Source organism: Vibrio sinensis (assembly GCF_003605645.1).
GTDB classification, from domain to species: Bacteria; Pseudomonadota; Gammaproteobacteria; order Enterobacterales; family Vibrionaceae; genus Vibrio; species Vibrio sinensis.
Genome location: NZ_QVMU01000001.1, coordinates 759,574 through 777,113, shown reverse-complemented (window position 1 = coordinate 777,113; position 17,540 = coordinate 759,574). Strand labels below are relative to the sequence as shown.

Below are 17,540 nucleotides of genomic sequence, written 5' to 3'. Positions count from 1 at the left end.
TTACCTTTATTAAATGACGTGCGAAATAAGCCCATTTCTGAGCTCAAAAAATGAAATTTGTGTGAACTAAATGGGCTTGTACTGACTGGCGATGGAATAGTGGTGGCCTGTAGCATCGACAATGTATTGACTCCAAAATGTTAGAATTTCAATACGCTGTTCGAGATATTTAGCGCTGTTATAAGCGGCTCGCGTCTGGTTTTTGTCGAGATGCGCTAAACACATTTCAATCGCATCCGAATTAAACCCTTTCTCATTAAATAGAGTGCTCGCAATGCCTCTAAAGCCATGACTCACCAGTCGACCTTTTAGTGGGGTATTCCCAAGCGCTGAGTTAACTGCTGATGGACTGATATGCGGATATTTTGTATTAGGTTTGTCTGAAGGGAAAACAAACTTGTTGTGACCTGAAATTGGGTGGATGAATTTTAAGATCCAAATCGTGTAGTCGTTGAGTGGCACAATGTGCTCTCGTTTGCTCTTAGTGAAGAACGCAGGAATAGTCCAAAGACGTTTTTCTAGATCAATATCGCACCAGCGCATCGCTGCTAATTCGTCCGCTCGAGAAATGGTGTGAAGTTGCATTTCAAATGCACAACGAGTGACAAACTTCATCTGTGTATTCGACATCGTTTCCATTACATGGCTCAGTTCTTCTGGAACTATTGATGGCATATGTGACGGTATTGCCTTAGCAAATACTTCACGGATATCAGCAAGGCAATTGCTATGAATGAAACCGCAGTTAATAGCGAACTTCATAACTTGATTCGCAAGGGTGCAAGCACGTTTTACATTCTCGAGATTTCCCCTTCTTTGCATAGGACGAATAGCCTCAATGACTTGTAAAGCAGTGATATCCGAGATGGCAACATCGGCCAAATATGGATAAAGGTTGCGTTTGAAAAATAGACGCTTTCGATAAGATGTTCTGACCTTGTGGGTAATTCGTTCAATATCTTGCTTGTCAAAAACTGTACCATTGATGCGCGCAATTTTTTGCTCTTCTTCAATGAGCTTTTGGCGCTTGGTGGATTCATTGACTTCTTGTGTTGCCAACATCTCTTCCGCTACGCTTTTGAACGTTCGATAGTATTTTTGTGTTCGTTCTATACTAACTTGATCGCGACATAGTCGAGGGTCAATGCCATTCGCTAGGTTAGCTCGGTATTCGTCTGCAATCTTTCGAGATTGTGCAAGTGTGAGATTAGGGTAAGCACCCAGTCCGAGTTTGACGCGTTTTTTTGTAATAAGATGGGTATAGATAAATAGCCAGTTCTTACTGCCGTTCGGGCGTATTCTGATGTAGAGGTTTCCCCCATCCGAAAGGGTGTATTCTTTGTCTTTTGGTTTTGCATTTTTGATAGTCTGATTAGACAATAATTCGATTCCCGCCATGTTGTTGTCTCCGTTGATTTCTCTCTGTTCCCCTCAACTTAGCAACCTGAAATAGGGGAACGCAAGGGGGCATTGGAGCTCTGATATTGTCTGAGACGAAATGATATTGCGTGAGGTGTATTTCTTTTTATATCAATAATTTAGATTTGATAGTGAGACGAAATGATGTCATGCTAAACATGTAACGAAGCCCTTAATAGTGATTCGCAACGCGTGGCATTTTTACTATGCGTTGCGTTTAGTGTTTCAGGTGGTATACGGGAGCTTCGGTATGCGTTGCTCACACCTTAACAGGGCGTTATGCGGCAGAGGGGCATAAGGGGCTAGAGCTTGAGTTCTAGCCCAATTAAACAACTACTACTTAGTTCTTACAGCCGTTTTTGTCACATGTGATCTTACTGTGTGAGTCACTCCAATGAGATGCTTCTTTCTTGGTGTCAAAGCCACAACCAGTAGTACCTCCTTTTTTGCCTTTATGAACGACTCCAGTGGGTGTATGTTTTACTGCCATAAACGTACTTCCTATCTATCACCAGTATTGGTGCCCGTATTTTACTTCTGAGAGTAGTTTTAAAGTGTGTGCTTGGTTGCTTATTTCATCTCAAAGTAAGGTAAAATTAAACTTTGCGAGCAACCGCATAACAAACTGTTTAAGAGTGATTCGCAACGCGTGGCATTTTTACTATGCGTTGCGTTTAGTGTTTAAGGTGGTATGCGGTAGCTTCGTTATTGCGTTGCTCACACCTTAACAGGGCGTTATATGCTTTTTTAAGCTCACAGCTTAATTTATTGGAATGGTAGGTAATGGAATATTTATTGGTTCTTCTTCATGCGGCTTTAATTTGGATGTTAGCTGTTGCGACTCCTGGTGCTAATGTACTTTTAACGATCAACACTGCACTTAATTACGACCGAAAAATTGCGGCTTTTTCTGCTTTCGGTGTTAGTTGTGCGACGTTACTGTGGTCGTTTTTTGGTGGTTCCGGCTTAGTTATTCTCTTTTCTCATTTCCCCCAATTATTTGGTTTAATGAAAGTGGTAGGTGGCAGTTATTTATTGTATTTGGGAATACGTCAGATTTATCTAACTCGAAAAATAAAGAGGTTAGGTGAGTTAACAGAAATCAATCAAACGATATCACCATCGAAAAGAAAGGTTTTCATTTCAGCTTTTATCACCAGTATTTTAAATCCGAAAACGGGTTTCTTCGTTGTCAGTTTATTCAGTGTATCTATGCCTGAAAACATGAGTGCAACGATGATATTAGTAATAATGTTAACAATGTCCTCAATTACGCTTAGTTGGCATTTATTTTTAGCTACAGCGTTTTCTCATGAATCAGCTAAAAGTGTTTATGCTCGTATTTCTGGGGTTATGGATTATGTCACCGGTGGATTGTTTACCATTTTTGGCATCAAAGTAATGACCTTATAGTAAGAATGGTTGTTTGCATATAACAAATGCATCAACACGATTTACTACACTCGGCAATCTCAGTTTGCCTTTAGTTTCAGTGATTAAGGCAGTAAAATTCAGCTAGGTCTGCATGGTAGCAAACGTGTTATGCAGGCGTTATGTTTTAATGGAATTTCAATGGCTTAAATGCCTTTGAGTCGTTCTTTTCTCCTTTGGCTATTCGTTGGGAGTAGACTCAGCAAATCGCTATTGTCTGCCCCAATTCTTGAAACACTTGACCCGTAAAACATGCCAAGGTTCGTGGGTTGCTTCATTGGATTTTCCGGGTGGTTTGGTCGTCTTGTTTCTCTGGCTCAAAGTCGCTTTGGGCGTATTTCCCAATAAGCTAATAACCTTGGCAGTTGCCTCGGCAAATAACCATTGTTTTGCGCTGTTTATGCTAAGAAAGGGCGCTTGTTGAAAACGTATCGAGTTGCCTCATTAGCAGGGAAGTGGGTTTACTCGTTTCCGGTTTGGCGCATCTGCCGGTCAAGTGAGTTCGAGCTTGTGATTTGGTTCAGAAATCTAGGTCTGTATCTCAGTTCTTTGCCATGTAAATCAACGAATTGTGCTAAAACATAACAAAGCATTTAAGACGGATTCTCAACGCTTGGCAATTTCAGCCTAGGTCAGCTTCAGTGCTAAATGTGGCAAGGTTTAAGGTTGGGTGGTCGCGTTGTTCACCACTTAATGCGGCGTTATATGATTTAAGGAGAAATCTTTGAGTAATTGGGATGATGTTGCTGGAAAAGTTGAGTTTAATCTTCAATTAATCAGCGAGTTACTTATTAATACCGTTCCATATTCTAGCCAAGTTCTTGATTTTGGTTGTGGGTATGGAAGAGTAACTAATGAGCTTTATGACTTAGGTTATAAAAGTATTTGTGGTGTTGATTCTTCATTGGAAATGATTAATCGTGGGAACAATGAATTCCCGCATCTAGAGCTGAACTACTCAAAAGGTTCACTGCTTCCTTTTTCTGATTCTTCCTTTGATGCCATTGTTACGTGTGCTGTTTTTACGTGCATTCCAGAAGTGCAAGCTAGGGTAAATGTTGTTTCTGAGCTACTAAGAATTTTAAAGCCAAATGGAGTTATTTATTTAGCTGAATTTTGCTCTGATGAAAGTATTTTTTTTACTTCTGGTGTTGGGGTTCCAATGTGGCACGGAACTCAAGCTGAAATTGAAAACATAGTTGATGGGTTTGTACTAGAAAAGTCTATCGTTGTTAATAATCAAACGATGACAGGGCATAATAGTAAGGCTTGTCACGTAGTGGCTAGAAAAATCATATAACAAAGCAATCAACACGATGCTTATTACACTCGGCATTCGTGGTTTAGAGTATAATTGGTTTGGTAATTAAGGCGTTCAGCACGTGTTATTGCGGCGTTATACAACGATTTTAAAAGTTAATTCTGGAGAAATATTTTGGATACAAGTGATTATATTGCTGCAGGAGCTTTAATAGTGGCTCTTTTTTCTGCAGTTTTCGCGTTGTTTAGTTATAGCGTAGCAAATGAAGCCCTAAAAATATCAAAACAACAACATAAAGAACGTTATAAAACGGTAGAGCCTTACCTTATGGAAGCTTATAAGTGGTATAAAGAAGAAGATACATATATATCTTTTGCTTTACGTTTTATTAATAAAGCCACAATAACCAATTCAATTGTTAATGTTGAATTACATTTAGAGTATTTCGATAAAAGTCAGGTTTTTGGTAAAGCTAAAATCGAACCATGCTTTGATGTTAACCCGTTAAACATAGCTGATAATAAGAAAACATTAGAACTGCCTCTAATACTCTCAGAGAAATCTGCTGAGTCTGGGTGGATAACATTTAAACTACCTGATATTTTTAAAAAAAACTTAAACGTTGATCTTTATAAGATTCACGCAACTACCACTAATGGTGAAGTTGTATCAATTGATACACATATAATTAATACGGTTCAAAATGAAAAATAAAATCTCAGTTTCAAATCAGAATAGCCTTGATGTAGTTGCTGATGGAGCTATAGCCAATCAATTTACAGCCGATGGAAGAATTATTCCTGTGATCATTTTAAATACAGAAAAGGATAGACGGTTATGTGATTTGGCAAGTATACACAAGGATTCTGCATTTGGAGATGTTGAGTCTAGATGGGCGCTTAAGCGTTTTAGTAAAAAGTTTGTTTATCTGGTTCTAAGATTCGAAAAGCCCGTTGAGCTTGAAGTTGTTGTTAAATTTGATGTATATACACAAATGAGTTTAATTGACGGTATTATTCAATCTAGAGCTGTATATGTTCAACCTGGTAAAAATGGTGATCGAGTAGGCAATACTATTGATGTTCCTAAAATTCTTGTTGAAATACCGACTAGAACTACATTTGATGATTGGGAATCAATAATGACTAAAACTATTGAGAAAAGATTAAAAAGATAGGGGGTTGGTCGCAAAGAGCTTAAATCTGCTGTTAAAGAATGCATTGCTACAACACGTGATTTATGGGTTCATCGATTAAAATAGTTGTATAACAAATGCATCAACACGATTTACTACACTCGGCATCTCAGGTTGTCGGGTGTTTCTCGTTTTAAGGCGTCAATTTTAAGTATAATTGCATAGTAGTAAACGTGTTATGCAGGCGTTATGTTTTAATGATATTTCAATGGCTTAAATGCCTTTGAGTCGTTCTTTGTCCCTTTAGCCATTCGCTGGGAGTAGACTCAGCAAATTACGATTGTCGCTCAGTTCTTAAATCTCTCAGCCCGTAAAACATGCCAAAGTTCGTGGGTTGCTTCATTCGAGTTTTAGGGTGGTTTGGTCGTCTTGTTTCTCTGGCTCAAAGTCGCTTTGTGCGTATTTCCCAATAAGCTAATAACCTTGGCAGTTGCCTCGGCAAATATCCATTGTTCTGCGCTGCTTTTGCTAAGAAAGGGCACTTGTTGAAAGAGTATCGAGTTGCCTCATTATCAGGCAAGTGGGCTTACTCGTTGTTGGTTTGGCGCATCTGGCAGTCAAGTTAGTTCGAGCTTGTGATTTGGTTCAGAAAACTAGGTCTACACTTCAGTTCTTTGCCAAGTAAATCAACGAATTGTGCTAAAACATAACAAAGCATTTAAGACGGATTCTCAACGCTTGGCAATTTCAGTTCAGGTCATCTTCAGTGCTAAATGTGGCAAGGTTTAAGGTTGGGTGGTCGCGTTGTTCACCACTTAATGCGGCGTTATGCCTATCGACGCTTGAGAACTCTTAATTAGTCCCCATATAATATGTGCATATAGTTTTAGTGGGATAGTGCACTTATGAAATCTCGTGATCTAAACACAATACATGACTTGATCGTTTCAAATTATAGAATTGAAGCGATTGGCGGCGGTAAATTCCTTCATTCTTTTACTCCAGCAACAACACCAACGGTATATAAGTTTATTGCTAATGGGGCTCCCGAAGTAGAAGAGGGGCAGCGTTACAATATTGGTTACTTCGTAGACGAAGAGGACAACCGTATTGTAGATTTATCCGCATTATCAAAGAATACAGAAGTTAACTCAATCATTAGCCTGTTGTTTGCTAAAGAAGAATCTAAAGGTAAGCATGCAATCAATAAAGCTAAAAATGATGAGCGTGTAAAGCATGATGCTGAAGACGGTTACTACTGGGGTAAGAAATACGCATGGCGTGAATATGGGCTTGTAGTCCCAAAACAAGTCTTCTACGACTACCTAAAAGAAATTGAACACCCACATATTGAATGCGAAACAATTAATCCTGATTTGCCTTTTACAGCAAATGAAAAGTCAATTGCATATTTAGACGATGGGCTTGCTGAAGCTATCGAGGCACTAATTGATAGTGCGGAGAAAGTAACTAAAACGCTCTACAAATCTCCTTTATTTTCTCGTCGATTTACTATTCGTGGTATTGCAGCGATTACCGACAAAAAATAGGCATAACAATCTGTTTAAGAGTGATTCGCAACGCGTGGCATTTTTGCTATGCGTTGCGTTTAGTGTTTAAGGTGGTATGCAGGGGCTTCGGTATTGCGTTGCTCACACCTTAACAGGGCGTTATGTAGCAAATGGAGTAATTAGATGGGAAGAGAGATGGCTCCCCAAGAGTTGAGCTACTTCTACCAGAAAACTGGAGAAGCAATATGGCATCTTCAACATGTCGAGGAAGAGTTGATCATGTTGTATGTTATTGGTTCTATTCACCTAAACATTAATGGCATATCCGGCAAAAATGCAGATTTAAAAACCAAACAATATGGTAAAAAAACATTAGGGCAGCTTATAGGTTTGCTTGATGGCACGCCCATTGTCACGTCAGAGTTCATAGAAAAGCTTCGAAGCTACAACGAAATAAGAAAATGGATTGTTCATAACTCGATGCGAGAAACAGGAAACTGCCTATATTCTCAAATTGATCGTGATTTTTTTATAAGTCGTACTGTTGAGTTTACTGATTTATCCGTTGAAATTCAGGATGATATCGTCGATAGATTGTGGGAATTAACACATGCAGCAGGTATCGCAACTGAAGAAGTTATGGCTCGAGCAAATGCTACTGTAGAGCAGTGGAAAAATGCTACATAACAAGAGACTATGGCGTCAATAGTTAATTTTTGGCGCTATCTTTATCCCACATTACACCGTCTCTTAGCATTGAATTTAGTATCACAACCATCTTTCTCATGCAGGCAACGATAGCCACTTTTTTAGGTTTTCCTACCGCCAGTAATCGTTCATATGTGGCTTTAAAAATGGGATTACACTGGATAGCCGACATCATCGCCATGTATAAAACGGTTCTCACTTGAGCTCGTCCGCCTTGGATCATTCGCTTACCTTTGAGGCGACCACTTTCTCTTGTTATTGGAGCAACGCCAATGAGAGAAGACGCTTGTTTATTGGTGATATAACCGAGTTCAGGTACGTTACTGATGATAGAAGCGGCGACTATTTTTCCCACTCCAGGCATGCTTTGTAGTAGCTCATTTTTGGTTTGGTACTCAGGGCAGGTATCGATGAGTTTTGTTATCTTTTCTTCTATTTTGGTTATCTGGTTTTTGAGTGCAGTTAAGATCGGTTTTATAGAAGAAGCAAGAGATTGGGGTAGAACTTGTATTCTGTTTTTCTCCATGGTCTGCATCGAGAGTAATTGATTGCGCCTAGTTACTAAGTCACTCATTAAGCGTATGTTTTCGCTTTTTAACTGAGTGAGTTTCGGTTGAATGGCTTCGGCATAGTGTGCAATAAGCGCCGCGTCTAATCGGTCGTTCTTAGCTCTTTGACCTATAGCGCCAGCGAACCTTTTTACATGCAAAGGGTTGGCGATAACATAAGGCAAATTGGCTTTGTCACAGGCTAGAATAAATGGCATTTCTAGTCGACCAGTCGCTTCGATAACGACTCGTTGAGGTCGATGTTTTTGAATGGTTTTTATTGCCTCGATGATGCCTTTCTCAGTGTTTGGAACCGTGAAGTAAATATCGAGCGGGTGGATGTAAATGTCTAATTGTGACTTGCCAGTATCAACACCGACATTAATATTTTGAAGTGTGTTTGTATTCATAATAAGCTAACTCTTGCTTGCAAATGCGGGCTCGAGACCCAGAAGACTATTCGAGTGTGGTGCTTGGAGTTCTATCAGGCGTTCGTACTTGTTATCGGTCTCTCAATTGAGGAGCCAACATTTAATCGAACTACCAGATAGAAGAACTTTAGTTGCAGCTAAAGTCTGGGTCTCACCTTACCCGATTTGAGTGGTTATTATCCATACAAGCGTTTAAGACGGTTCCCAACGCTCGTCATTCTCGTCTTTCTTCATTTTAAGTGTTTATGTCACAATGGTTTAGGCAAGGTGGTTGGCGTTGCTCACTACTTAACGCGGCGTTATAACACAGAATCAACTTCTTGCTCAAAAGGATTAGTTGAACTATTATTTGTACGTTATTCCGTACTAATGGGAGTTCAATATGAGTCGTATTCATTTCGATCAAGATATTCAGCCTTTGTCTGAGTTTCGTGCCGGTGTAGCTTCATACATCAAACAAATCAATGAGACTCGTCGTCCATTGGTTATTACGCAACGTGGCAAAGGCGTTGCTGTTGTTCTCGATGTTGCTGAGTATGAAGCAATGCAAGAGAAAATCGAATTACTGGAAGAAATGCGCACAGCAGAAGCTCAGTTAGCTTCTGGTCTCGGTGTTTCCAATGATGATGCGCGTGCTCAAGTACTTGGGCGCATTAAGAAATGAAAGTTGTCTGGTCTCCATTAGCACTTCAGAAACTAGGTGATGCAGCGGAGTTTATTTCTTTGGATAATCCACCTGCGGCAGAGAAGTGGGTAAACGAAGTTTTTGATAAAACTGAACTTCTTGTAAGTATGCCTGAAATGGGGCGGTTTGTTTCTGAAATACCCCATACAAATTATCGTGAAATCATCTTTGGTCACTATCGTATTATCTACAGTTTAAGTCACGAAATTCGCATACTAACAGTTCGTAATTGTCGTCAAATTTTATCGGAAGATGACGTGTAAAACTGTGTTATAACAAAGCGTTTAAGACAGATTCCCAATGCTCGGCATTTTCAGTTTGGGTCAGCTTTAGTGTTTAAGGTGGCAAGGTTTTAGGTTCGGTGGTGGCGTTGCTCACCACTTAATGCAGGTATTATACCGCAATCAGTCGTTGAGCCTTGTCATCGCTTTTCTGTACACATCGCTACGTTCGCGCTGCCTACGGCTAAAACGGTAACAATAACTATATCGTCTTGCACTTTGTATACTAAGCGATAGCCAGATTGGCGTAATTTGATCTTATACATGTTGTTTGCGCCGGATAATTTGGAAGCCGGAACGTGTGGATTAGCTAAGCGCTCAATCAGTTTCTTCTTAAATTGCTGTTGCAAAGTAGCGCCGAGTTTTTTCCACTCTTTAAGTGCGCTACTTTTAAATTCAAGATTATAAGTCATCGATACTCACCGAAATGCTTGCTTCAGATTCTCGCTCTTTAGCTAAAGCAAGTAGCTCAATATCTTCAAGTTTGTCCATCATCATTTCGTATGCAGCAGCAGGTACACAGTAAAATACAGGTTCATTTCGGTTTAGTACGGCGACAGGATCACCATAAGCGCTTGAAGCAACCTTCATTGGGTTCGCTTTAAACTCAGTAATACTTGCAGCAACATCAGCTAATATTTTAGAGGTCATTTAAAAGCTCCTTAAAGTGGTCTTTAATGTGGTCATTTTGGTTGCAAACAAGCGGTATAACAAGGTGTTTAAGACGGGTACGCAACGCTCGGCGGTTTCAGTTCAAAGTTTTGCATATGTGTTTATGGCACAATGTCGTGAGTTTTGGTGGTAGCGCCGCTCACCACTTAACACGGCGTTAGAACAATCAAGGAAGATCTATGAATAAATTACATATAGCTATTGCTACAGATTCAATCGAAAAATCTATCAAAGACTACAGTAAACGCTTAGGGGCTGAACCATGCTCTTTTGTCGCAAATGAATATGCTTTATGGAGAACTGAATCACTGAACTTTTCTATTCGACAAGACTCTACGTGCCAGCCTGGTGAATTAAGGCACTTAGGGTGGGAAGATGCATCAGCTAAAGATTTTAGTGAAGAAAAAGATGTAAATGGTATTGTCTGGGAACGATTCAGTGCTGAACAGCAAGCCGATGAAATCAATGAAATTTGGTCACAAGCGAATTACACGCCTAAGTAAATTGTTCTAACAAACAATTTAGAGTGATTCGGCACGCGTGGCATTTGTACTATGCGTCGGTTTAAGAGATTAAGGTAGTAGCGCTACTCACCACTTATTGCGGCGTTAGACGAAATGGATATTCGACAAAGGAAAGTACATGAATTTGAATCAAGTGACTCTAGCGGTAAGCGATATTAATTTGGCTGTGGAGTTTTACAAGAAGCTGGGACTGATACATATAGTTGCCGATGAACATTATGCACGATTTGCGTTTCCGGATGGAGATGCGTCGTTCTCAATTTATCTTGATCCTGATAAAGAGGGGTTGGATAGTCGAGGTGTTATTTATTTTGAGCATCAAAATCTTGATGAAATAGTTGCCGAGCTAAAGTCTAAAGGCATTAGCTTTGATCATGAACCTACAGATCAACCATACCTTTGGCGTGAAGCTAGTTTAAGTGACCCGTCAGGTAATAAAATAAAGCTATATTGGGCTGGTGAGAATCGGCTTAATCCCCCATGGAAACTTGAGCAAAGCGCCTAACACATATGAGCTTTCTGCCCGGCAATAGACATTAGCATCCTGTTGCTGTCTTTTGTTGTTCGCATACTGCGTTAACGATTTTTGATTTAGATCCACTAGATCTTCAAATCGTTGCCTTATCTTCAAACCAAACAATTCTCGCTGAACCAAGCACCTAGAGGTTACTTGAGTATATTGAGCTAGAACAAACAAATGGAGTATTGAGACAATGAGTAACTCACTAGACAAAGAAGCGTCTGCAACGATTTTTACCCTCACTGATTTGGCTAAAGTGGCAGAGTATTCTTTACTCGATACTCTTAATTGCGATCCAGATGCAACGGAAAGCGGTGATGATTACCGCCCAAGACAGGTCTTTTCAGGGCATTATGTTCTGGTTAAACCAACGCCAATCGCAGACTCTATCTATGTCAGCCACAGCCGTGCATTTTTCCAAGAGTTAGGATTAGATGACAGTTTGGCGCAGAGTGAAGGCTTTGCTCAGTTGTTCTCGGGGAATATGAGTAACGTGCCTAAGCCGATGCGTAAGATGGGGTGGGCAACAGGATACGCGCTTTCGATTTTCGGCAATGAGTATATCGACAACTGTCCATTTAAAACGGGCAATGGTTATGGTGACGGTCGTGCAATGTCTGTTTTTGAAGGTGTATTAAACGGCAAACGCTGGGAGATGCAGCTTAAAGGCGGTGGGCCAACGCCGTATTGCCGAGGTGCAGATGGTCGTGCGGTGCTGCGCTCAAGCGTAAGAGAGTTTCTTGCGCAAGAACATATGCATGCACTCGGGGTTCCAACTTCACGCTCGCTGAGTTTATTTGCTTCGCAATCTGAAACCGTTGAGCGCCCTTGGTACAGCGATGGTTCGCAATCGGAGAATCCGGACATTATGGTGTCTAATCCAGTCGCAATAACCACACGCGTCGCGCCTTCGTTTTTGCGGGTAGGGCAGTTGGAGTTGTTTGCTCGTCGAGCACGAGTAAATGAACACTCTAACGCGATGGCCGAGTTAGAGATGCTGGCTCGCTACATTATTGAGCGTGAATATAAAGAGCAGGTTGATAGTTCGCTTCCTTTCGCAGAGCAGTTGCTTGTTTTGGCATCGGAGTTTCGTGGCAGGTTAACTTCATTGGTCACTAATTGGCTGCGTGTCGGTTATTGTCAGGGGAACTTTAATAGTGATAATTGTGCGATTGGCGGGTTTACACTTGATTACGGCCCATTTGGCTTTTGCGAATATTTCGAACCTTTCTTCCAGCCTTGGACGGGGGGCGGTCGTCACTTCGCCTTTTTTAATCAGCCTATAGCTGCCGAAAAGAACTTTGAAAGTTTTTGTTCTGCGTTAAAACCTTTGTTGCAACCTTTCCCTGAAGCCTTGGCAAAACTTGAGAACATCGCAGATGGTTTCTCTGCAGTGATGCAAAGTAAGGTCAGCCGCATGTGGGCAGATAAACTTGGTGTAGAAAGCTTGCCCCCTGAGCTATTTAATCAATGGTTGAAGTTGATGATGAAAAGCCATGTCGATTACACCATCTTTTTCCGTGAGCTTTCAAACATACCGGAGAAAGTGGCTGATATCTCAGAGTGTTTTTACGCGCAATTACCGCCAGAGCTTGAACAAGAGTGGGATGTGTGGCTCAAGGCTTGGCGTAGCTCACTTAACGCAAGTTTAAGCCGAGAAGATATTTCACTTCAGATGAAACGTATTAACCCAAAATATACATGGCGTGAGTGGTTGATCGTGCCGGCTTATGAGCAAGCCGAACTTGGCGATTTTACACTGATTAAAGAGCTTCAAGAGGTGTTAGCTAATCCATATGGAGAGCAATCTCAGCAAGCTGATGATAAGTACTATCAGCTAAGGCCACTTGAGTTTTTTGCTGCTGGTGGTGTTTCTCACTATAGTTGTTCTTCTTAACCAGAACCGTCAGATTAGTGCCAGTGAGAGCCAAGCTATAAGCTTATCACTGGCTAACCACACTTGGACATTTTTAAGGTCTAGTCATACGTGTGGGTTGTGACCTTCATTTCTATCATCTCAATTTTTGTGGTCGAGTCCGCGAGATTTGTCAGCGGCTTCTCCTGCCAAGGCGTTAAGCGAATTACCACCCAACATAAATTAGTTTTTAAGGCTCTGATCGAAGCTAATTAAGCGTTATCTGCTTATGAGTTGGTCGACTATAGCAAGCCACATTTCGACGAAGCTATTCAAACTAATCAAACGACACAAGCTATTCAAACGACTCAAGCTATGTCCGCTTCCTTACTGATCTTGGCTCTCAGTTTTCACTCGGGAGTCATTGGATAAACATAAACAGCAGATTATCAGCGCAGTGGATCTGCAAAACTTTGACCGATCCACTTCTTCTGTGACCAAAATTTGCAAGCGCGATCAAAATTCACACGCATTGTTTACTTGTTGACCATTAAGTGTGATCGCTGTCTAACACTATACTGGTATAACAGGTATAGTGAAACCATCAAAACGAACAATTAGGATATATCGATGGATTTCTCTGGTTTTTATGCGGCGACACTTACTCCATTTAACAAAGATGAGAGTATCAATTACGAAGACTTACAAAAGTTGGTTCAGTTCAACTGTGAGTCGGGTCTTAAAGGGCTATATGTGGGTGGTTCAACGGCAGAAGCCTTTCTTTGTAATACTGAAGAAAGAATTGAGTTGTTGAAAGCTACTGCTGAAGTAACCACAGGTTCAAACATGACCTTAATCGCGCATGTTGGTGATATCTCGACTAAGAAGAGTGAAATCTTAGCAAAAGCCGCGGGTAATCTTCCTTATGACGCCATCTCTGCAGTGACGCCATTTTACTACCCAGTCGGTTTTGAGCAGTTGAAAAAACACTACTCTGATATCGTACAAGCGGCTGGTAAGCCAATGATTGTTTATAACTTCCCTGCATTTTCTGGGATGAGCTTAAGCCGTGATCAAATCAATGAGTTGATTAATCTTGATGGCGTTGTCGCGCTGAAACAGACTTCAGCAGATTTGTATCAGATGGAACAATTAACTCGAGCGAACCCAGAAAAAACCATTTTCAACGGCTTCGATGAGATTTTAGCTTCTGGTTTGGTTGCAGGAGCTAAGGGTGGTATCGGTTCAACTTACAATATTCAAGCGCAGCGCATTTTAGATATTAATACAGCGATTGAAGCGGGTGACGTTGTTAAAGCAACAGCATTGCAGCGTGAAGCTAACCAAGTTATTGACGCGTTAGTTGCGGCAGGTGTTATCCCTGGTTTGAAGTATGTTCTTAAGCTAAAAGGGATTCTATCTTCAGAAATATGCCGTCGCCCAATGAATCAAGTAACGCCAGAAAACCAAGCGAGATTAGCTCAACTGGTTGAGGCTGGCCTATGCTAATTGGTCTTGATATCGGCGGGACCAAAGTGGAGGGGGTAATTGTATCCCCTCACGATGCCCAAGTGGTTCATCGCTTGCGTATTGATACGCCAAAAACAAGCTACATCGAGTTTTTGGCAGCAGTAAAAGAAGTCATCGACGCATTAATGGCGAAAGCTGAGATTCAATCGATTGGTGTTGGGTGTTGTGGTTCGATTAATCGAGCCACAGGTAAGATGCAAGGCGCGAATATTCTTTACCTTAATGGAGAGGATTTCTTAGACGACTTACGTTCAAGCTATTTGATTCCTGTTGCGTTAACCAATGATGCAAATTGCTTAGCTATTTCAGAATTCAAATCGGGCGCGGCAAAAGAAGCAACAGATTCCTGCTTGGCAGTCATCATAGGCACTGGATGCGGTGGTGGTGTGGTTATCCATGGCGATATTGTTGATGGTCAACATGGTCTAGGTGGTGAAATTGGTCATAACCCATTACCGGGGTTTGACCCCGAGATTGATGGGCCCGCTGTGAAGTGTTATTGCGGATCGTTCAATTGTAATGAATCTTTTGTTTCGGGAACGGGGTTTGAACGGACATGGGCGATAAAGCATGCGCCCTTATCTGCCAAAGAAATTTTTGCGGCTTATGTTGCTGGTGACGCCAATGCGGTGGCACATGTTGACTACTATGCGGATTGCTTAGCGCGAGTCCTTGGCACCATAGTGAATATTATTGATCCTGAAGTGATTGTGCTTGGTGGCGGCGTTTCAAATCAAGATGCGATATATCCATTAGTAGAGCAAAAGCTGGCAGCTAATACCTTTAGCAAAAGTGTGACAACGCCAGTTCGTAAAGCCCAACATGGTGATTCAAGTGGTGTACTTGGTGCGGCATATTTACCGATGATGAAAGGACTTATCTAATGGTTACGGTGAAGAATATTCGTCCGGTGATTCTTACTGGGCAGTATGGATTTGATGGGTGTGCTGAGAATGCTCTGCATTTACCTCATGGTCTACGCTGCTGTTCGATGGTTGAAGTGACATTAAGTAATGGCATAAAAGGCATAGGAGAGGGCTACTTAGGTGTATTCGCACCGGATGTATTTCGCTCTATCGTGGAATTGATTGCACCAACGATAGCGGGGAGTGATATTTCTTCTGGTTACCAAACTATTTTGACTAAAGCAAAGAATATGACGGCGTATTGGTCACTGCAAGGTGCAGCTCAACATGTTATTTCCGCCGTTGAAATTGCTTTGGTGGATGCCTACGCCAAGCTTCAAGATAAATCGGCTATCGAGTTATTCGGCGGATCGAAGGTCAATTCAATTGCGATGTATGGTTCAGGTGGCGATTCTTTTCATCCTCGTTACATGGAGCAAGAACTTAAGCAGTTAGCGCAACGTGGTATTCGAACCATCAAGATACGGGCGCGTCATAATCAAATTGATAAAACGGTTTGGACCATCAATGCCGCTAAGCAGTATGGTATTCGAGTTGCCGTGGATATGACCCAAAACCTTGCCGTTAATGGACAAACTCCGATTCAGATCAGTGAGTTTTGCCAACAAGTTAAGCAACAAACGGGCGAGGAGCTGGTGTTTGTTGAAGAGTGCTTGGGTTTAGACAAGCTTGCGCAGTTGCCTTTGTTGGCTCAACAACCGGGTATACATATCGCAGGTGGTGAAATAGTCACGACTAAAGAAGAGTTGTTTGAACGTCTTGACCGTCATTACTACAACATTGTTCAACCCGATGCTTCAGTGCTTGGTGGTATTCAAAACACCATCGAAGTTTGTCGTTATGCGCAAAACCTTGGTGTTGATGCTGTGGTGCATTCTTGGGGCGGAGCAGTAGCCATGATGGCCAACTATATCGCCGCTTTTGCTTCTGGTTGTTCGCTAATTGAGTATCCAATGCCAAGCTTTGCGCTTCGCCCGGCTTTGTTCAATTTTGACCAGTTTATTGAAAATGGACACCTTCGTTTACCGGATTCGCCAGGCATTGGCATTGAACTGAACTCAGATATAGAGCAAGAGTTTAGCTTTAAACCTGAAGCTATTTATCACTGTTCACCGCTGGAAAGTGGCTTAAAAGCTTTGGATAAAAGCCATCAAGATTGGAAGGATGAATCGTAATGAAAGTTTATATTCACCCAGTTTTAAATGAAGCAGAGAAAGATTATTTCCTGACTCATGTTAGCAATACGCTCGAGCTGACATTTAATGATGGCAGTCATCAATTTGAATTATGTAAAGACGCTGACATTGCGATAGGCAATTTCAACACCGATTGGATTGAAAACATGGGCAATCTTCGTACGATTTTGCTCGATTCTGTTGGTATCGATAACTTTAATGGTTATCAGTGGAAAGAGTCTAACCTTGTCTCTGTTCATAATTTGAATGACTTTTTCTCCACGCCAGTCGCGGAAGAAGTAGTCGCTAGCTTGTTGTCTGTCTATCGTCAGCTTCCATCGTTAAAGCAAGCACAACAGCAAAGCGAATGGGTCAAAGATAGCGTTAGACCGACCAAACGTTTACTTGCTGAAGCCAAAGTTTTATTAGTGGGTTACGGCAATATTGGCAAACGAATTGAACAATTGTTAATTCCTTTTGGTTGCCAAATTGCAACGTTCGATCAAGCAGAAATGCAGCAAGGTGGTAAGCAGCGATTGATTGAAACCGTTGCAGAGCACGATGTGATTATCTCCACCATTCCTGCGAATGCAGCAACTGAGAGTATTTTTGACCAAGCATTATTTGTGGCAATGCGCCCAGACGCAACATTCATCAATGTTGGCCGAGGGCAAGTTGTTGACGAAGTCGCACTTGGCGAAAAAGCAGCAGCAGATACCACCTTTAATGCGTGTTTGGATGTGACCATTCAAGAACCATTAAATCCAGCTTCTATATTGTGGCAGTTAAACAATGTTCATCTGACTCAGCACACCGGTGGCGGGTCGACCAACGAAAATTATAAGAAAATTGACATCTATATAAGTCAAATCAACCGATTGTTAAGTGGACAGGCACTTATCAATAAAATCCAATTCTAATAAGGACT

At 41.3% G+C, this 17,540-nt stretch carries 19 protein-coding genes and 1 pseudogene; 15 read left to right on the top strand and 5 right to left on the bottom strand.

From position 1 onward, the window contains the following. Positions 1-66 precede the first annotated feature (66 nt). Together DZ860_RS03250 and DZ860_RS03240 are read right to left on the bottom strand one after the other, a co-directional pair. Positions 67-1,398 (bottom strand): tyrosine-type recombinase/integrase, encoded by a 1,332-nt coding sequence (locus DZ860_RS03250; protein WP_069447769.1) that lies wholly within the window; start codon positions 1,396-1,398, stop codon positions 67-69. A 361-nt stretch (positions 1,399-1,759) separates the two neighbouring features. Continuing rightward, entirely contained in the window at positions 1,760-1,909 is a 150-nt protein-coding gene (locus tag DZ860_RS03240; protein ID WP_086459347.1) for a hypothetical protein, read from the bottom strand. Positions 1,910-2,202: 293 nt separating this feature from the next. Between DZ860_RS03240 and DZ860_RS03230 the strand changes: the two genes are divergently transcribed. From DZ860_RS03230 to DZ860_RS03200, 6 genes are all read left to right on the top strand, one after another. Next, entirely contained in the window at positions 2,203-2,832 is a 630-nt protein-coding gene (locus DZ860_RS03230; protein ID WP_120029457.1) for a LysE family translocator, read from the top strand. Positions 2,833-3,574: 742 nt separating this feature from the next. After that, positions 3,575-4,150 carry a class I SAM-dependent methyltransferase gene (locus tag DZ860_RS03225; RefSeq protein WP_120029456.1) on the top strand — a complete coding sequence of 192 codons (576 nt, stop codon included), beginning with the start codon at positions 3,575-3,577 and terminating at the stop codon, positions 4,148-4,150. Positions 4,151-4,285: 135 nt separating this feature from the next. After that, positions 4,286-4,825, top strand: a complete 540-nt coding sequence (locus DZ860_RS03220) for a hypothetical protein (RefSeq protein WP_120029455.1) — start codon at positions 4,286-4,288, stop codon at positions 4,823-4,825. After that, positions 4,815-5,288 carry a hypothetical protein gene (locus DZ860_RS03215; protein WP_120029454.1) on the top strand — a complete coding sequence of 158 codons (474 nt, stop codon included), beginning with the start codon at positions 4,815-4,817 and terminating at the stop codon, positions 5,286-5,288. The genes DZ860_RS03220 and DZ860_RS03215 overlap by 11 nt, the downstream gene beginning before the upstream one ends. A gap of 863 nt (positions 5,289-6,151) precedes the next feature. Beyond that, the gene (locus DZ860_RS03210; protein WP_120029453.1) at positions 6,152-6,796 is read left to right on the top strand and encodes a hypothetical protein; all 645 of its coding nucleotides are present in this window, start codon (positions 6,152-6,154) and stop codon (positions 6,794-6,796) included. 144 nt (positions 6,797-6,940) lie between these two features. Then, positions 6,941-7,444: a hypothetical protein gene (locus DZ860_RS03200; protein ID WP_120029451.1), complete on the top strand. Its 504-nt coding sequence runs from the start codon at positions 6,941-6,943 to the stop codon at positions 7,442-7,444. Positions 7,445-7,466: 22 nt separating this feature from the next. Here the strand turns inward: DZ860_RS03200 and DZ860_RS24610 are convergent, their stop codons facing one another. Beyond that, complete coding sequence (locus tag DZ860_RS24610) at positions 7,467-8,423, bottom strand: IS110 family RNA-guided transposase (protein ID WP_207890583.1); 957 nt, start codon at positions 8,421-8,423, stop codon at positions 7,467-7,469. A 403-nt stretch (positions 8,424-8,826) separates the two neighbouring features. Between DZ860_RS24610 and DZ860_RS03185 the strand changes: the two genes are divergently transcribed. Further along, entirely contained in the window at positions 8,827-9,108 is a 282-nt protein-coding gene (locus DZ860_RS03185; RefSeq protein WP_000086647.1) for a type II toxin-antitoxin system Phd/YefM family antitoxin, read from the top strand. Then, positions 9,105-9,392: a type II toxin-antitoxin system RelE/ParE family toxin gene (locus tag DZ860_RS03180; protein WP_120029449.1), complete on the top strand. Its 288-nt coding sequence runs from the start codon at positions 9,105-9,107 to the stop codon at positions 9,390-9,392. Before DZ860_RS03185 ends, DZ860_RS03180 begins: the two co-directional genes overlap by 4 nt. Before the next feature lie 141 nt (positions 9,393-9,533). On the opposite strand, the pseudogene DZ860_RS03175 reads toward DZ860_RS03180, so the two are convergent. Continuing rightward, positions 9,534-9,823: pseudogene (locus DZ860_RS03175) on the bottom strand (type II toxin-antitoxin system RelE family toxin). After that, a complete protein-coding gene (locus DZ860_RS03170) occupies positions 9,813-10,061 on the bottom strand; it encodes a type II toxin-antitoxin system Phd/YefM family antitoxin (RefSeq protein WP_120029448.1) in 249 nt (82 codons plus the stop codon). The pseudogene DZ860_RS03175 and the gene DZ860_RS03170 overlap by 11 nt, the downstream one beginning before the upstream one ends. 200 nt (positions 10,062-10,261) lie before the next feature. Here DZ860_RS03170 and DZ860_RS03165 point away from each other — a divergent pair, with 200 nt between their 5' ends. The 7 genes from DZ860_RS03165 to DZ860_RS03135 all read left to right on the top strand — a co-directional run bounded on the left by DZ860_RS03165 (position 10,262) and on the right by DZ860_RS03135 (position 17,532). Beyond that, a complete protein-coding gene (locus DZ860_RS03165) occupies positions 10,262-10,585 on the top strand; it encodes a VOC family protein (protein WP_120029447.1) in 324 nt (107 codons plus the stop codon). A gap of 139 nt (positions 10,586-10,724) precedes the next feature. Beyond that, the gene (locus DZ860_RS03160; protein ID WP_120029446.1) at positions 10,725-11,111 is read left to right on the top strand and encodes a VOC family protein; all 387 of its coding nucleotides are present in this window, start codon (positions 10,725-10,727) and stop codon (positions 11,109-11,111) included. Positions 11,112-11,319: 208 nt separating this feature from the next. Continuing rightward, entirely contained in the window at positions 11,320-13,023 is a 1,704-nt protein-coding gene (locus tag DZ860_RS03155; protein WP_120029445.1) for a protein adenylyltransferase SelO, read from the top strand. 588 nt (positions 13,024-13,611) lie between these two features. Continuing rightward, positions 13,612-14,490 carry an N-acetylneuraminate lyase gene (locus DZ860_RS03150; RefSeq protein ID WP_120029444.1) on the top strand — a complete coding sequence of 293 codons (879 nt, stop codon included), beginning with the start codon at positions 13,612-13,614 and terminating at the stop codon, positions 14,488-14,490. Next, the gene (locus tag DZ860_RS03145) at positions 14,484-15,395 is read left to right on the top strand and encodes an ROK family protein (protein WP_120029443.1); all 912 of its coding nucleotides are present in this window, start codon (positions 14,484-14,486) and stop codon (positions 15,393-15,395) included. The genes DZ860_RS03150 and DZ860_RS03145 overlap by 7 nt, the downstream gene beginning before the upstream one ends. Then, entirely contained in the window at positions 15,395-16,612 is a 1,218-nt protein-coding gene (locus tag DZ860_RS03140) for an enolase C-terminal domain-like protein (protein ID WP_120029442.1), read from the top strand. Before DZ860_RS03145 ends, DZ860_RS03140 begins: the two co-directional genes overlap by 1 nt. Next, entirely contained in the window at positions 16,612-17,532 is a 921-nt protein-coding gene (locus DZ860_RS03135; RefSeq protein ID WP_120029441.1) for an NAD(P)-dependent oxidoreductase, read from the top strand. The genes DZ860_RS03140 and DZ860_RS03135 overlap by 1 nt, the downstream gene beginning before the upstream one ends. Positions 17,533-17,540: the final 8 nt, after the last annotated feature.

Coding starts and splice junctions, on each gene's coding strand:
- DZ860_RS03240 (WP_086459347.1), bottom strand. CDS start 1,909: ATGGCAGTAAAACATACACCCACTGGAGTCGTTCATAAAGGCAAAAAA.
- DZ860_RS03170 (WP_120029448.1), bottom strand. CDS start 10,061: ATGACCTCTAAAATATTAGCTGATGTTGCTGCAAGTATTACTGAGTTT.
- DZ860_RS03215 (WP_120029454.1), top strand. CDS start 4,815: ATGAAAAATAAAATCTCAGTTTCAAATCAGAATAGCCTTGATGTAGTT.
- DZ860_RS03150 (WP_120029444.1), top strand. CDS start 13,612: ATGGATTTCTCTGGTTTTTATGCGGCGACACTTACTCCATTTAACAAA.
- DZ860_RS03165 (WP_120029447.1), top strand. CDS start 10,262: ATGAATAAATTACATATAGCTATTGCTACAGATTCAATCGAAAAATCT.
- DZ860_RS24610 (WP_207890583.1), bottom strand. CDS start 8,423: ATGAATACAAACACACTTCAAAATATTAATGTCGGTGTTGATACTGGC.
- DZ860_RS03135 (WP_120029441.1), top strand. CDS start 16,612: ATGAAAGTTTATATTCACCCAGTTTTAAATGAAGCAGAGAAAGATTAT.
- DZ860_RS03180 (WP_120029449.1), top strand. CDS start 9,105: ATGAAAGTTGTCTGGTCTCCATTAGCACTTCAGAAACTAGGTGATGCA.
- DZ860_RS03230 (WP_120029457.1), top strand. CDS start 2,203: ATGGAATATTTATTGGTTCTTCTTCATGCGGCTTTAATTTGGATGTTA.
- DZ860_RS03200 (WP_120029451.1), top strand. CDS start 6,941: ATGGGAAGAGAGATGGCTCCCCAAGAGTTGAGCTACTTCTACCAGAAA.
- DZ860_RS03155 (WP_120029445.1), top strand. CDS start 11,320: ATGAGTAACTCACTAGACAAAGAAGCGTCTGCAACGATTTTTACCCTC.
- DZ860_RS03185 (WP_000086647.1), top strand. CDS start 8,827: ATGAGTCGTATTCATTTCGATCAAGATATTCAGCCTTTGTCTGAGTTT.
- DZ860_RS03140 (WP_120029442.1), top strand. CDS start 15,395: ATGGTTACGGTGAAGAATATTCGTCCGGTGATTCTTACTGGGCAGTAT.
- DZ860_RS03250 (WP_069447769.1), bottom strand. CDS start 1,398: ATGGCGGGAATCGAATTATTGTCTAATCAGACTATCAAAAATGCAAAA.
- DZ860_RS03160 (WP_120029446.1), top strand. CDS start 10,725: ATGAATTTGAATCAAGTGACTCTAGCGGTAAGCGATATTAATTTGGCT.
- DZ860_RS03145 (WP_120029443.1), top strand. CDS start 14,484: ATGCTAATTGGTCTTGATATCGGCGGGACCAAAGTGGAGGGGGTAATT.
- DZ860_RS03210 (WP_120029453.1), top strand. CDS start 6,152: ATGAAATCTCGTGATCTAAACACAATACATGACTTGATCGTTTCAAAT.